Genomic DNA, 15,237 nt, shown 5'->3' with positions numbered 1-15,237 from the left:
TAATTCATAGAAACTACCAAATATAAATATATCATCGTAGAACTTTCTTTCATTGTGAGCAGGTGAGTATAAAGACTCAGCAGGATGCAAAAAAGCCCCCGAATCATTATTCGAGAGCTTTTCTGCTATTTCTCTGCAGATTAAACTGCAGCAGGTTCTTCTCTTTTCACGATGGAGCGTTCCAGAATTTCGGCAACATCCATTGTCTGTACGTCTTCATCCACTTCTTTTGCTTTCGTGCCATCACTCATCATCGTTAAGCAGTAAGGACATGCACTGCCGATCATGGAGGAGGACGTGGCGAGTGCCTGTTCTGTTCTGGCTACGTTCACCCGTGTTCCTGTATCTTCTTCTGCCCACATCATTCCGCCGCCGGCACCGCAGCACATGCCGTTTTCGCGGTTGCGCTCCATCTCTACCAGGTCTACACCTGGAATCGACTTAAGAATTTCGCGTGGTGGATCGTATACGTCATTGTAACGTCCGAGGTAACAGGAATCATGATACACAATCTGCTCCTTTACTTCGTGGGTCGGCTTTAGGCGTCCTTCCCGAATCCACTGGAAAAGCAGCTCGCTGTGGTGGAAAATTTCCGCGTCCAGCCCAAAGTCAGGATACTCATTTTTAAACGTGTTATAAATATGCGGATCGATTGTTACGATTTTTTTAATATCATTTTTCTCAAATTCCTGAATGTTTGCAGCCGCAAGCTCCTGGAAAAGAAATTCGTTGCCGATTCGGCGCGGTGTATCACCGGAATTTTTTTCTTTGTTTCCGAGGATCGCAAATTTAATCCCTGCTTCATTCATTAATTTTGCAAAAGACTGGGCTACTTTCATACTTCTGTTATCATAGGAGCCCATAGAGCCTACAAAGAAAAGATACTCAAATTCTTCGTCGCGCTTCTTCATCTCACGTACTGTAGGGACATCAATATCTTCGCGTCCGTCTCTCCAGTTTTCTCTTTCTTTACGGTTAATCCCCCAAGGATTCCCCTGCTTTTCAATGTTTTTAATCGTACGCTGTGTATCGGCATCCATTTTCCCTTCCGTCAGCACAAGATAACGGCGCAGATCAATAATTTTATCCACGTGTTCATTCATTACCGGGCACTGGTCTTCACAGTTCCGGCAGGTCGTGCAGCCCCAGATCTCTTCCTCTGTAATAACATCCCCGATCAGACTTACGTCATAAGGATTGATATCCATTCCTTTGATTGTTTCCTCATCCGCATTTGCAATTTTATTGCCGCGTGTATGGCCGAAAGCATAAGCTGGCATCCACGGACTCTGTGAAGTAACAGCTGCTCCTTTTTCGGTTAAATGATCTCTCATCTTTATGATCAGATCCATGGGTGACAGCATTTTCCCTGTACCAGTTGCAGGACACATATTTGTACAGCGTCCGCACTCTACGCATGCGTAAAGATCCAGCAGCTGCTTTTGGTCAAAGTCTTCGATCTGGTTCTTTCCGAATTTTTCTGCTTCTTCATCTTCAAAATCGATAGCTTCCAGCTGTCCGCGCTTGTGTGTCGGCCCCACCCATACGTTTGCAGGCCCTGCGATAAGGTGTGCGTGTTTGGACTGTGGAATGTATACGAGAAAGATGAGCAGGAATAAAAGGTGTGCCCACCAGAAAACAAAGAATCCAACGCTTGCTGCCGTAACTCCCAGAGGTGCAACCATGGCAGCAATTCCGGAAGCGATCGGTTCTGCTGCTGTCAGGTCTTTTCCGAGCCAGACGAATTCAAATCCTTTTGCAAACAGCTTGGAGACCATAAGCCCTCCAATGAAGATGAGTACAAGCCCAGCCTTGAAGTTACGCTTCAGACGGACAAGTTTTTCTACATATCGCCGGTGGAAAGCCCACACGACAGCGACAAGAATCATGAGTACAACAATTTCCTGGAAAAATGTAAATACCGGATAGACCGGGCCCAGCGGAAGATGGCTTCCCGGATTTAATCCTTTCCAGATTACGTCAATTGCACTGAACTGAACGAGTAAAAACCCATAGAAAAACATGACGTGTATAATGCCGCTTTTCTTGTCTTTTAACAGCTTCTTCTGTCCGAAAACCATAGTAATCATGGCATCACGGCGTTCTTTCATCGATAAGATAAATTCCGGCTTTTTCCCCATTTTAATGTATGCAAGTCGTGTTCTGACGAGACTGGCGAACAAATATACGGCGTAAGCGGTTACAAGCAGAAACATAATCCAGTTGATTACGATTGGATCCATGAGAAATGCTCCTTTCCTTCTGTTAGGCTTTTTTTATGTTTGTGAAGTTATTATAGCATAGTTTTTATATGAATGAATACTCATTCATAAATTATTTTTTGTTTTTTCTTTTAGAGAGATTTTTAGGTATTTTAATTTCTTATCTCTTACTATAAAGGTATTTTCAACAGAAGAAAAGGGTCTGCATGATGTCCCCGCGCTTTCCACAGCACCTGCCTGGCACTCTCATGAAAAACGACTTTTGAAATAGAACAGCTTATATTGCTGCGCTGCTTTCGGTGAAGGACTGCTCGAAGGCTTGTCTTCGACCTAATTCTTCGTCGCTCCGCTTCTTCGAAATGATTCTCAGGCTGCGCTCATCCTTTAGGTGTCCTCTCCTTCGTTCTGCAGCAATGGTAAGTTTTATCATTCGTGGGGTCGATATTCTTATGTATCATTCTTTATCAACATAAAGTAAATTTTTCTGTTGAGCAGAAGGTTCCAATTTTCGGAAAAGACTTGCTAAAGGACTTGTCTTCGAATCATTTCTCTAAAACAAGGCACGGCTTCTATCTCTTCAAAGACCGCCATGCTGTATTTAAGAACCTGGATCGATTCCGCCTGTACCTCATGAACCTGTATTTTCAAAAATTGTTTCTTGTGAAATTGATGCATGTAACGATATTTACCCTGCACAAAACGCCTGCTCCAACGGTTAATTTTTTAGAATTAGGGAATATATATTTCAGTTGATTGTACCTGAAGGAGGAAAGTTCATGAGAAAGCTGCCGTGGGCCGCTGCTGGAGTAGCTGCCTGGATTACACTTGATCTTTATTTCGGAAAAAAACATCACCGCAGTAAAGCGGGACTTTATGAGCCGCCTGCAATTACTACAGGTGATGCTTCTTTATTCATACATGGAGAAACTTTTTTTGAGCATTTACTAAAGCAGATCCGCGCTTCGGAATCTACCATTTATATGCACTTTTATATTTTCCGAAACGATTCTATCGGAGGAGAAATTTTAAAAGCTCTGCAACGGAAAGCAAAGGAAGGGGTAAAAGTAAAGCTTTTAGTAGACTGGGTAGGTGCTCGTTTATCTCCAAAAATCCGCCGCAGACTGAAGAAATCCGGTGTGAAGCTGCATTATGCGCAAAAACCGCGTCTCCCCTTTTTATTTTATTCTTTGAATGAACGTAACCACCGCAAGGTCACTGTAATTGATGGGGAGCATGCTTATGTTGGAGGATTTAATGTCGGAGATGAATATACAGGGGGCGACCCTAAGATCGGCATGTGGCGTGATTATCATCTATATGTACAAGGCGTTGCTGTAGCCTCCCTTGGAAAACAGTTTGCAAGGGACTGGTTCGCAGCGTCCGGGGAAAAACTCCGGATTACCCGGCCGAAGAAAAGACCTGAAAAGGAAATACCTATACAGCTTTTGTCCACAGACGGAGCACATGTGACAGATCACTTTAAAGAACTTTTTTCCAGAGCGAAAAAATCTGTTTTTATCGGTACTCCCTACTATATTCCAGGACATGAGATGCATACCGAAGTATTGAAACTGGCCGAGCGCGGGGTGAAAGTACAGCTGTTAATTCCTAAAAATCCGGATCATCCGCTGGTAAGGGACGGTGCCTTTAATTATATCCGTGAACTGCTGGATGCAGGCGTTGGGGTCCGGCAGTTTTCTGAAGGATTTTATCATGCAAAGCTTATGCTTATCGACAACAAAATATTGGATATCAGTACTTCCAACTTTGATATGAGAAGTTTTTATATTAATCACGAAATTAACTGCACGATCGAAGATAAAGCCTGGGTAAAAAATGTACAGAATATTATTCAGCGAGACTTTTTTACCTATGGCGAAGAAATTACTTACGAGATGCTCGACAGCCGGAACTTCTGGGATCATACAAGAGAAAAATCAGCAAAATTAATTTCTCCCTGGATGTAAGATTTAATCTCAGAATGTGTGTTTATAATGTGGATAAAAGGGTAATTGTTTAATAACATCATGAATCGACACCAACGACTTTAATTTAAATTGCTGCTGCCTCTCTCAGGCGGCAGCAATTTCTCGTTTGAGCGGCTAATTGAGTATGATTCTCTTTATCAAATGAGCTCCATTCAAAGGAGGAGGTCCAGGTGAATATTGCTGATTCTGCAGTTTACACAGAAACAAAGCTGCCTGTTGTCTGGAAACACCGGGAACTGTTTTTCGCTTTGGGGGGAGGTTTGTTTCTACTGCTCGGCATATTCACCGCCTCCCCTGCCGCAGCTTTATTTTTCTATTTGCTTTCTTATGTGTGCGGAGGATATTTTAAAACAAAAGAAGGCTTGGAAGATTTAATCACGGACCGGAAACTGAATGTGGAAATACTTATGATACTCGCTGCTTTGGGAGCAGCTTCCATCGGCTACTGGAATGAAGGGGCCATACTTATCTTCATTTTTGCGATGAGCGGTGCATTAGAAACATACACCCTGCAAAAAAGCGAAAAGGATCTTGCTGCACTCGTGAAGCTAGCACCGATGGAAGCGCTTCGTATTGATGACAGGGGGCAGCAGATCATTGTGCCTGTAGAATCTCTTCGCCCGGGCGACCTGATTATGGTGAGGAATGGAGAGCGCCTTCCTGCAGACGGCATTGTGCAGAACGGTATCTCTGCGGTAGATGAGGCGGCAATTACCGGCGAATCGGTTCCGGTGGAAAAGCTTCCGGGAGACACTGTGTACAATGGCACGATGAATGGCAGCGGCACCCTTACTTTAAAAGTTACGAAAGAAAATAAAGATTCTCTTTTTCAAAAAATGATCCAGCTTGTAGAAGAAGCACAGACCAGCAGGCCTCCCTCTCAAAAACTGATTGAACGAATTGAAGGTCCCTACGTTATTACCGTCCTTGCTGTCGTTTTTCTTATGCTCACAGTTCCAACACTTCTCTTCGCTGCTCCTTTTCAGGAAACTTTTTACCGGGCAATGGTGCTGCTGGTAGTTGCTTCCCCCTGTGCAGTAGTTGCCTCCATTATGCCTGCACTGCTTTCCGCAATTTCCACGGGTGCCCGGCATGGAATCCTAACAAAAGGCGGACTCCCGCTGGAATCGTTAATTAAAGTAAAAGTTGTCGCTGTTGATAAAACCGGTACTTTAACGAAAGGAGAACCGGCTGTTACGCATATTCATATGGAGCCAGGAGCAGAAACGCAAACAGCACTTTTGGAAATCGTTGCTGGAATTGAAGAACAATCCTCCCACCCTCTCGCAAAAGCTGTTACGCAGTATGCGGAAAAATATATTCATAAAAAAGCTTCAATAGATACAGTTAAAGACATTACAGGCTTTGGCGTTCAAGCTTCTGCAGGCAGTGATACCTGGCTTGTAGGAAACGAGTCTCTTGTTTCTGCTGGTCCATGGTCCAGGAAAGCCGCGCAGCTTCATCAGCAGTGGATGAAAGATGGGCACACTGTGGTATTCGTGATGAAAAACAATACCCCTCAAGCGATCTTTGCGCTGAAAGATGAAGTACGAAAAGAAGCAGTCAAGCTTGTCACCGAACTTAAACGCCGGGGCATTCATCCAGTAATGATTACCGGGGACAATGAAGCAACTGCAAAAGCAATTGCAGCGGAAACCGGGATAGAAGAGTGGATTTCCCGGTGCCTCCCCGAGCAGAAAGTAAAAGAAATAGAAAAACTCCGCTCCAGCTTCGGTGCTGCGGCGATGATCGGGGATGGAATCAACGATGCTCCTGCTATGGCAAAAGCTGATATCGGCATCGCTATGGGCTCCGGCACGGATGTAGCGATAGATACGGCGGATATGGTGCTGATGAAAAGTGAACTTTCGAAGATACGCCTCGCTTTTCAGCTGTCTTATCGCTTGAAACGTATTATCATGCAAAATTTGATTTTCTCTATTGCTGTTATTGCATTACTGATTACCGCAAACTTCGCTCAGCATCTGACACTTCCACTCGGGGTAATCGGGCACGAAGGAAGTACTATTCTCGTTATTCTTAACGGTCTCCGCCTGCTCCGTTCCTAATGCTGCCCTACAGAAAAAAATCCAGCAGGCCACCTATACTGAGATCTGCTGGAGAAATTTGTCCAGGATCCTGCAGCACGGCGTTAAAAGAAGAAAAAAAGCACCCTCTTCATTTTTTATTAAGCTGAGCCGATTTCATAATACAAAATCAGATGATTTAATACGAATAATAGAAGGTTCCTGCGTTGTAGACGGATGCTTTCCCGAGGGCTTGTCTTCAGCTAAATAGGACGATAAAAACCTTCGTCCTATTGGATCTTCAGCCTGCGCTGATCCTCTGGGAGTCACCGTCTGCCACTTCGGAACCCTTAATAAAAAACGAACATTAAATGTATAATATTAATAAATGTTCGTTAATTCTCTTTGGAAATGGAATTATGAAATTGGCTCAGCTATCTTATAAATATAAGTTTTGCTAAAAGAAGTAATAATACTGCTTCGTTTTCGGTGAGGCTTACCTAAGGGCTTCTTCTTGCCTTTGTTACACAGTATTAATTTTCTGCTTTCATGGTGCATTTTTTTCTGCATGGAGGTCTTTGTTAACGTTCAGGCTTTAACAGGGGCTTTTAATAAAATAAAACTTTGATAAATCTTATTTTTTAAATGGTGCTCTGCTGTCTGTCTTTCCTTTTATTTCTGTAACTTTTACTTCTCTGTCTTCTTTATTCCGCTGAAATTCTTCATACATATACTTGGGAAGCTGATCAAACTCTGCCTGTGCCTCAATGGATAATCCGTAATAAACTTCTTTAATACCGCTCCAGTAGACTGCGCCAAGACACATGGGACAAGGTTCACAATTTGTGTAAAGAATACATCCGGTAAGATCTGTCTGCTTCAGTTTTTTTCCTGCAGCCTGCAGTGCTCTTATTTCTCCATGAGCCGTCGGATCCATTGCTGCTTTTCCATCGTTGAGTCCTCTTGCTACCTCTTCTCCGTCTCTTACTATGATTGATGCAAATGGCATCTGCCCTGCATCTGCATTTGCGCCTGCCATAGCAATACACCGCTCGATCCATTCCTCGTGTGAAGTCATAGAAATTCCTCCTCTTACTGCTATATAACCTGTTTACAGAGATTGATAACTCTCTATAAAAGAAATATCTAATTGTTCACCATTGTGGACGACTTTACTTCTGTATGAAAAAAAGCCTTCTATCGGTATGACACGATAGAAGGCTCTGTATTATCCGAAAAATGAACGGGAGACCCACTGAAATATTTGATATCCAAAATAAATACCGAAAATTCCCATGATTCCCGGTAGTGCCGGGGGTGCTGGTATAGGCAGCTTTATCCACGCAAATACAAATCCTACAATTAAACCTGCGAGCATCGCCAATAGTACTTCTTGCATATTGTCACCTTCCTTAGATGTTTCGTTCATTGTCATTTTCTCACTCTATCTATACTAACAGAAAGAGGTACGTACATCTACTCTTTTTATCTTTTTTTAAAATAAATTTCATTAAAGATAGAAAATATGTTTATTTGGGTCAGTATATTAAGTTTCTACTGCGTATCCTGCAAAATTATCCAGTATTTCATTAAAATCAGCTATTAAAACTTTATTAAAAGGCGACCTTGAAAATCACACCTGCTTTACGAGTCCGTCTGCAGTTCGAGACAAACCTTCGATCTTCACTCCTCCTTTTTCCGCAGGCGTCTGCACCGCCTTGTTCTCATTTTCTATTGTTTCGCAAAGGAAAGAACGAAGCGAAAACCGGAGGACGTCTTTTTTAGAGAGAGCATTGCTCCACTCACCCCACATTTCTCTGCACATAAAACGTGAAGAGAACTTCACGACCATTTGATCGGCTGCACCAATGCTTTCGAGGGTGAAAGTCCACACAGTCTTAGGAAGCACGAGCTGGGAAGATCTCCTCCACTGCAGGTCAGTGGCAGCGAAAGTTCTCTCTATACCTCCTCTTTTACAGGCTAAAACATATTATAAATGGGTTTTATTAATATTTTTAAAAATATTTTGTAAATTTAATTGACAAATAAAACGCTTACATATAAAATACAAATTAACGAAACCGGTTTAGTAAATGATTTTTTACTCAGCCATTTTTTTAAGCAAGTGTTTTACAAATTTGTTTGTCACTAAGAAGCGCTTTAAAAACTAACGAATACTGGGGGAAATATTATGAAAAAGTATTTTGGTTTAACATCTGTTGCTGCACTGTTCGTACTCGCTGCCTGCGGCGGCGACAACGCTGATGGAAATAATGGCGGTAATGATGATGGCAATGCAAACAATAGTAATGCAGAAGCGGCGAATAATGAAGGTGAAGAAGCAGCAAATAATAACAGTGGTGCCTCCGAGGACCAGATTGAATTAAATTTCTGGCTGTTCGGGGCAACTGGTTATCCTGATCTGGCAGAACAGTACATGGAAGAAAATCCTGATATTTATATTAACTTCCAGGAAATTGATATGGAAGATCATCACAACAATTTATTTACTGCGCTTTCTGCAGGGAGCGGGGCACCTGATATGGCCGCGGTGGAAGTAGCTGAGATTGAACGATACCGGGGAGCGGAAGATCGGTTCTACAACTTAAATGAATTAGGTGCAGAAGAAATGGAAGATCAGTACCTGGACTGGGTATGGGAAATCGGACAGGATCCGGAATCCGATTATTTGTTTGGACTTCCAACTGATATTGGCCCTACAGTTATGTTCTATCAGGCGAATATTTTTGAAGAGGCCGGCCTCGATTCTGATCCGGAATCCGTAGAAGAAATGCTTACTGACTGGGATGAATATGAGGAGGCTGCAGCTCAGATTTATGACGCTACAGGCCTGCCGATGGTAGACAGTCCGGAAACTATTTTTAATGCTTTGCGCGATCAGAGCGAACAGCTTTATTTCAACGAAGAAGGTGACTTTATTCTTCCAGAAAATGAAGATCTTAGAGAAGCTTATGACTTTACAACAGAGATGATCGAAGCAGGATATGTCGGCGGCTACGAAATGTGGACACCTGAATGGGGCTCCGGCATGTCTGATGGAAGCTATGCAACGCTGCCTGCTCCTGCCTGGATGCAGGGTGTAATCAAAGATAATGCTCCAGACCATGAAGACTGGAGAATTGCTTCTCTTCCTGAAGGCGCCGGCAACTGGGGTGGTTCCTGGATTACTATTCCTGAGCAGAGCGAGCATCCGGAAGAAGCGTACGCTTTCCTAAACTGGTTACTTTCTCCAGAGCAGCAGTTGGAAGCCTTTGAAAATATGGGACTTTTCCCTTCTGCACCGGAAGTTTATGAAATGGAAGAATTCCAGAATTATACTGACGATTACTTCGGCGGCCAGGAAACAGCTTCCATCTTCGCAAACGCTGCTGAAGAGGTAGAGCACACCTATACAGGCCCGAACTATACTGCTGCAAACGATGAAATGATTGATGCATTATTTAATGTATTTGATGGTGCAGACCCAGATCAGGAATGGGATGACATGATTCAGCGTATTGAACAGCGCATTGACCGTTAATTAAATTCACCTGAAAGAAGGCTGGAGCTTTCCGCCTTCTTTCTCTTTACATACTGCTTGTTTATAAGGGGGAAAAATAATGTCTTCAGATACTACTGCTGCAGAAGAAGTTAAACTTAATAAGAGAAAAAAAGGAATGAGCCAAAGAGTTAAAAATATGATTTCCGGCTATCTATTTATTTCTCCTTTCTACTTATTGTTTATTGTTTTTGGGTTATTTCCAATTTTATTCAGTTTTTACTTAGCTTTCTTCCAGTGGGATGGACTTGGAGATATGACTTTTGTTGCTTTTAACAATTTCTCTATTATTTTTAATGACCCGCTTTTTTGGAAATCTATTTATAACACAATTATTATCGGCCTAATGGGAACGGCTCCTCAGCTTGTTTTTGGTTTGCTGCTGGCATACGCTTTAAATTCAGCGCTGCTTCGCTTTACAAATATATTTCGAGTGGCTATTTTTCTCCCTTATGTTACTTCAATTGTAGCTGTGGCGATTGTGTTCAGTGTTATTTTCAGCAACCAGGAGGGTGGACTTGTAAACTCTTTCCTTGGTCTTTTCGGTGTTGAACCTATCACTTGGTCCCGATCTGAGTGGGGTACTAAAGTAGCGATTGCTACGATGATCTTCTGGCGCTGGGTCGGTTATAATACGATTATTTATCTGGCGGGGATGCAGGCTATACCAAACGATCTGTATGAAGCTGCCAAAATGGATGGTGCTACTGTCGGGCAGCAAATTCGCCATATTACTATTCCTATGCTGAAGCCATTTATTTTCTTTACGGTTTTCACTTCTACTATCGGCGCGCTGCAGGTATTTGCCGAGCCCCAGATTTTCCAGGGACGCGGCGGGCGACCGGAAGGTATTTCCATTGTGCTTTACTTATACCGCGAAGCCTTCGTAAGCAACTACTTTGGTACTGCCTCTGCGGTTGCGCTTGTACTATTCTTTATAATTATCATTTTGGCTGTTGCGAATTTATTAATTGCAAATCGTATCGGCCAGTCACCTAGGAGGGGATTATAATGGCTGCACCTGTTACTGAAGTCGGCGCGAAGAAATTTTCCGGTGCGAAAATTTTCGTTTATTCTATGCTGATTCTATTTTCGTTTGCTTCTCTTTTCCCTTTCTACTGGATGTTTGTCATGGCCACCAACCCGAACAACGTAATTAATGAAACGCCGCCTGCGTTTATGCCTGGAACAGAGCTTGTTACAAACTTTCAAAACGTATTAAACAGTATTCCTTTTTTCCAATCGCTGCTCAATTCCTTTATCGTTGCAACAAGTGTAACGATCGGCGTTCTCTTTTTATGCTCACTGGCTGGATTCGCTTTTGCAAAGCTGGACTTTCCAGGCAGAAACATTCTTTTTATCTTTATTCTTGCCACAATGATGGTGCCGCCTCAGCTTAGCTTAATTCCCCAATATATGATTATTGCGGAGCTTGGCTGGTTAAGTACGCTTCCTGCAGTAATTGTACCTGGATTCATGAATGCTTTCGGAATATTTTGGATGAGGCAGTATATTAGTTCTGCTATCCCTAATGAATTGATTGAAGCTGCGAGAATTGATGGGTGTTCCAACTTCCGTATTTATTGGAATATTGTAGTGCCGACAATTCTTCCTGCTTTCGCTACTTTGGGAATTATTGTTTACATGACTATCTGGGGCGATTATCTCTGGCCGCTCGTAGTACTTCAGGATCAATCAACGCATACTGTACAAGTTGCCATCCGTGGCTTAATGGATGACCGGGTGCGTGACTATGGAATGATCTTATCTGGTACATTCTGGTCTACCCTGCCTCTTGTTGTCGTCTTCCTGCTCTTTAATCGTCTCTTCATTAAGAGTATTACAGATGGAGCTGTAAAAAGTTAGTATCCTATGTAAAGGAGTCTCTTATTGTGAGAGTTACTATTAAAGAAATCGCAAAATTAGCAGGATTATCTACCTCTTCTGTCTCAAAAATAATTAATAACTATGATGATATTAATGAAGAAACGAAACAAAAAGTCTGGAAGATCATCGAAGAACATAACTACCGTCCTTCCTACTCTGCAAAATCTCTGGCAAGTAACTCGACGAATGTAATTGGAGTTATTTATGCTGGGAAGGTAAATGTCGGATTCAGCCATCCTTTTTTTGTAGATGTACTGGATGCTTTCAAAAGGGAGATAGGAAGTTTAGGATATGATTTATTATTTTTTTCCAACGAAAAGTTTCATCAGCATAAAGAAGATTATTTAGAACGATGCCTTCACTATAATGTGGATGGCTGCGTAATCATCAGTGGAGAAGAAGTAGAACCTTCGATCGCAAAGATTGATAAAAGCTCTATTCCGAGTATCGGGATTGATTTAAAAATGAGCGGACCCAAGTCCAGTTATATTATGACCGATAACCGGGAAATTTCCAGTCTTGCGTTACGTCATTTTTATGAATTCGGATATAAGAATGTGGCATTTTTCGGAGGTTCAGAAACTTCTTTTATTTCCAAGGAACGCCGTTATGGATTTGAGCAGGCAGTGCAGCAATTTTCTCTGCATTCAAAACAGGAATGGCAGTTCATCGGCGACTTTTTCGAAGAAAGCGGCTATTACTTAATGAAACAGCTTTTATCTATGGATCACAAACCAAATGCTGTCTTTGCATCATCAGATCTTATGGCGCTCGGAGCACTTCGTGCAATTAAAGAATCAGTTTTTCCAGTTTCAGATTTCTCTGTTATCGGGGTCGATGATCTCGCGGCAGGTTCACTCGTACAGCCCAGTTTAACGACGATTCGGCAAAACAAAAAAATGATCGGAACCATGGCAGCCACCATGCTTAATGAATTGATTTCCGGTCATCCTGCCCCTGCCCCTCTTTTATTAGAGCCCAAGCTGATTGTCAGGGAATCAAGCACCCATAATACACCACCCAATATTTTGACTACTCAGGAGGTTTCAACATGACGATCTTACAATTTCCAAAAGATATGAAATGGGGTACGGCTACTGCTTCTTACCAAATTGAAGGAGCTGCCCGGAAAGATGGCCGAGGCCCTTCCATATGGGATACCTTTGCCAAAACACCAGGAAACGTTTTTAAAGGACATGACGGGGATGTTGCCTGCGACAGCTACCATCGTTTTCCTGAAGATGTACAACTAATGAAAGAACTGGGTGTAGATATGTATCGCTTTTCCATCGCCTGGCCCCGTATCTTTCCGAAGGGTACTGGTGAAGTAAATGAAGAAGGACTCGCCTATTATCACAGACTGGTGGACAGCTTACTGGACAGCGGCATTGAACCTGTCTGCACCTTGTATCATTGGGATCTTCCGCAGGCACTTCAGGAAAATGGCGGCTGGGAAAACCGGGATACAATCGATGCGTTTGCAGCGTATGCGGAAACCATCTTCCGTTCTTTTGAAGGGAAAATTAAAAAGTATCTAACTATTAATGAACCATGGTGCGCTTCCTTCTTATCGAACTACATAGGTGCTCATGCTCCCGGGAAACAAAGCCTGCAGGCAGGTGTCGATACAGCACACCACCTGATGATCGCCCACGGCCGCGCTGTACAGAGTTTTCGTGCCCTCTCTTTCGAAGGGGAGATCGGTTACGCCCCTAACGTGGAGTGGAATGAGCCCTACAGCAGCAGCGAGGAAGACGCTGAAGCATGCCGCCGTGCAACCGGCTGGTTTTTAGACTGGTTCTTTGATCCCGTGTTTAAAGGAAGCTATCCTGAATTTCTGACAGATTGGTTTGCAAAAGAAGGAGTACAGGTTCCCATCGTAGAAGGTGATCTTGATATTATCAGTCAGCCCATTGACTTCTTAGGGATTAATTACTACACAGGCGGTGTTGCCCGTTATCAAAAAGGTGCCAGTTTATTTGATCACGAACGTGTTGATCAAGGTTATGAAAAAACAGATATCGGATGGAATATTTATCCTGAAGGATTTTATAAAATTCTTACTAAAATTCATCAGCAATATGGAGACATGCCCATCTATATTACCGAGAACGGCTCCTGCTACAACGATGAGCCGGTCGATGGCGTAGTAGCAGATGATGGCAGAATCCGTTATCTGGAGAAGCATTTAACAGCACTGCACCGGGCAATACAATCCGGGGTCCCGATTAAAGGTTATATGACCTGGTCGCTGCTGGATAACTTTGAGTGGGCAGAAGGCTACAATATGCGGTTTGGTCTCGTACACGTGAATTACCGCACGTTGGTGCGTACAGAAAAAGAGAGTTATTTCTGGTACCAGCAGTTTTTGAAAACGAAATGGCTGGAAGTTTAACTTCTCTGCAGCATATAAAAACGCTGTTCGTATAACACGAGCAGCGTTTTAAACTGTTTATAAAGTTATCATTTTCGTATTTATTATGATGTTTCCTATATGGGTTCTCCTCTGCTTTCCAGCGGAAGCTTGACGACCCGTCTTCAGCTATTTTTTTTATTCTCTGCTTAAAAGTTGAGCTCTGTTAATGTTCATTGTTGGTATTAGAAAACTTCGCTGCAACTGACCTGCCGTGGAGGAGATGTCCAGCTTCCTCAGACTGACGTCTTCCGGGATCTTCCGACCTCCTTCTTCCACAGGCGGTGTGAACTTTCACCGCCGGAAGCATTTGCGCAGCCGACCAAATGATCTTAAAGTCCTCTTCACGTTCTTTGTGAAGAGGACTGTTGGTCGAGCGGAGCAATGCTCTCTCTAATACAGGCGTCCGCCGGTTTCCGCTTCGTTCTTACTATGTAAAACAAAAGAAAGGGACTGTTTCTTTCCTATTTTCTTCTCTCTAAAAAACGAAGCCAAGGTGATTTTTCAAGACGCCTGCGGAAAAAGGAGCCGCAGGCGTGCCTTTCTTATATCAACACCAGTCTTGGCTCTTACGCACACCTAGTGCAAGTAAGGTTTATTTAACAAATTTTCTAAATTTAACCAAATAACTTTAGCTGTTCAAACCTTTACTCACGGCTTTTTGAGCACAAGAATAACTGGAAATTAATAACCAAAAAGTAAAATCACTTTATTCACGTAAGAGCCCCAGTCTTTAACAGAGACATTCATGCAAAATTTTTGCACCATGAAGTATGAAAATTAATACGGCTGTGGAACGAAGGAGAGGACGCACCAGCGCAGTTGGAGAATCCATTTTGGCGGACGTTCTTTCCGTCAAAATTAGTCGAGAACAAGCCCTTGGGTAAGCCGCTCCGAAAGTGAAGCAGCAGTATTACTTCTTTTTAGCGGAACTTTTATTTTCAAGGTAGCTAAAAGTTAAGGTATCTTCCCTGCCTCCGTAGATAGAAGTATATACTTATACAATAAATACTTTCTTAATAATCCGAAGCGCTGTTTATACAACACGAGCAGCGCTTTTTTTATTACCTGAGCAATCTTTGATATTTTTAAGTTATCGTATGCAATAAGATGGGCTTCCTTTTGCAACTTCTATAAGAAA

General features: G+C 42.7%; 11 protein-coding genes. 7 read left to right on the top strand and 4 right to left on the bottom strand.

Annotation, left to right across the window (positions count from 1 at the left end; all coding sequences use genetic code 11):
* Window positions 1-140: 140 nt before the first annotated feature.
* A complete protein-coding gene (locus BLP92_RS16685) occupies window positions 141-2,243 on the bottom strand; it encodes a (Fe-S)-binding protein (protein ID WP_090844200.1) in 2,103 nt (700 codons plus the stop codon).
* Window positions 2,244-2,998: 755 nt separating this feature from the next.
* On the opposite strand from BLP92_RS16685, the gene cls reads away from it, so the two are divergent.
* Both cls and BLP92_RS16675 read left to right on the top strand, forming a co-directional pair.
* Window positions 2,999-4,189: a cardiolipin synthase gene (cls, locus tag BLP92_RS16680; RefSeq protein ID WP_090844197.1), complete on the top strand. Its 1,191-nt coding sequence runs from the start codon at window positions 2,999-3,001 to the stop codon at window positions 4,187-4,189.
* 191 nt (window positions 4,190-4,380) lie between these two features.
* The gene (locus tag BLP92_RS16675; RefSeq protein WP_090844194.1) at window positions 4,381-6,279 is read left to right on the top strand and encodes a heavy metal translocating P-type ATPase; all 1,899 of its coding nucleotides are present in this window, start codon (window positions 4,381-4,383) and stop codon (window positions 6,277-6,279) included.
* 592 nt (window positions 6,280-6,871) lie between these two features.
* On the opposite strand, the gene BLP92_RS16670 is transcribed toward BLP92_RS16675, so the two are convergent.
* From BLP92_RS16670 to BLP92_RS16660, 3 genes are all read right to left on the bottom strand, one after another.
* Entirely contained in the window at window positions 6,872-7,315 is a 444-nt protein-coding gene (locus BLP92_RS16670) for a nucleoside deaminase (RefSeq protein ID WP_090844191.1), read from the bottom strand.
* A gap of 150 nt (window positions 7,316-7,465) precedes the next feature.
* The gene (locus BLP92_RS16665; protein WP_090844189.1) at window positions 7,466-7,636 is read right to left on the bottom strand and encodes a XapX domain-containing protein; all 171 of its coding nucleotides are present in this window, start codon (window positions 7,634-7,636) and stop codon (window positions 7,466-7,468) included.
* Between the two features lie 234 nt (window positions 7,637-7,870).
* Complete coding sequence (locus BLP92_RS16660; RefSeq protein WP_090844187.1) at window positions 7,871-8,146, bottom strand: hypothetical protein; 276 nt, start codon at window positions 8,144-8,146, stop codon at window positions 7,871-7,873.
* 282 nt (window positions 8,147-8,428) lie between these two features.
* Between BLP92_RS16660 and BLP92_RS16655 the strand changes: the two genes are divergently transcribed.
* The 5 genes from BLP92_RS16655 (at window position 8,429) to BLP92_RS16635 (ending at window position 14,078) form a co-directional block, all read left to right on the top strand.
* On the top strand, window positions 8,429-9,778 hold the full coding sequence (locus tag BLP92_RS16655; RefSeq protein ID WP_090844182.1) for an ABC transporter substrate-binding protein: 1,350 nt from the start codon (window positions 8,429-8,431) through the stop codon (window positions 9,776-9,778).
* A 79-nt stretch (window positions 9,779-9,857) separates the two neighbouring features.
* Window positions 9,858-10,808, top strand: coding sequence for a carbohydrate ABC transporter permease (locus tag BLP92_RS16650; RefSeq protein WP_090844179.1), 951 nt, complete (start codon window positions 9,858-9,860; stop codon window positions 10,806-10,808).
* A complete protein-coding gene (locus BLP92_RS16645; RefSeq protein WP_090844176.1) occupies window positions 10,808-11,662 on the top strand; it encodes a carbohydrate ABC transporter permease in 855 nt (284 codons plus the stop codon). The genes BLP92_RS16650 and BLP92_RS16645 overlap by 1 nt, the downstream gene beginning before the upstream one ends.
* 26 nt (window positions 11,663-11,688) lie before the next feature.
* Complete coding sequence (locus BLP92_RS16640; RefSeq protein ID WP_090844173.1) at window positions 11,689-12,738, top strand: LacI family DNA-binding transcriptional regulator; 1,050 nt, start codon at window positions 11,689-11,691, stop codon at window positions 12,736-12,738.
* Window positions 12,735-14,078, top strand: a complete 1,344-nt coding sequence (locus BLP92_RS16635) for a GH1 family beta-glucosidase (protein WP_090844170.1) — start codon at window positions 12,735-12,737, stop codon at window positions 14,076-14,078. The genes BLP92_RS16640 and BLP92_RS16635 overlap by 4 nt, the downstream gene beginning before the upstream one ends.
* Window positions 14,079-15,237: the final 1,159 nt, after the last annotated feature.

It is taken from the genome of Alkalicoccus daliensis (assembly GCF_900103955.1).
In the GTDB taxonomy this organism is placed as follows: domain Bacteria; phylum Bacillota; class Bacilli; order Bacillales; family Salisediminibacteriaceae; genus Alkalicoccus; species Alkalicoccus daliensis.
Note: the sequence above shows the minus strand (reverse complement) of the source record. Positions and strands in the feature narration are given on the sequence as shown.

Bases quoted from the DNA above. Each gene is read 5' to 3' on its own strand.
- BLP92_RS16665 (WP_090844189.1), bottom strand. From the start codon at position 7,636: ATGCAAGAAGTACTATTGGCGATGCTCGCAGGTTTAATTGTAGGATTT.
- BLP92_RS16670 (WP_090844191.1), bottom strand. From the start codon at position 7,315: ATGACTTCACACGAGGAATGGATCGAGCGGTGTATTGCTATGGCAGGC.
- BLP92_RS16685 (WP_090844200.1), bottom strand. From the start codon at position 2,243: ATGGATCCAATCGTAATCAACTGGATTATGTTTCTGCTTGTAACCGCT.
- BLP92_RS16645 (WP_090844176.1), top strand. From the start codon at position 10,808: ATGGCTGCACCTGTTACTGAAGTCGGCGCGAAGAAATTTTCCGGTGCG.
- BLP92_RS16635 (WP_090844170.1), top strand. From the start codon at position 12,735: ATGACGATCTTACAATTTCCAAAAGATATGAAATGGGGTACGGCTACT.
- BLP92_RS16655 (WP_090844182.1), top strand. From the start codon at position 8,429: ATGAAAAAGTATTTTGGTTTAACATCTGTTGCTGCACTGTTCGTACTC.
- BLP92_RS16650 (WP_090844179.1), top strand. From the start codon at position 9,858: ATGTCTTCAGATACTACTGCTGCAGAAGAAGTTAAACTTAATAAGAGA.
- cls (WP_090844197.1), top strand. From the start codon at position 2,999: ATGAGAAAGCTGCCGTGGGCCGCTGCTGGAGTAGCTGCCTGGATTACA.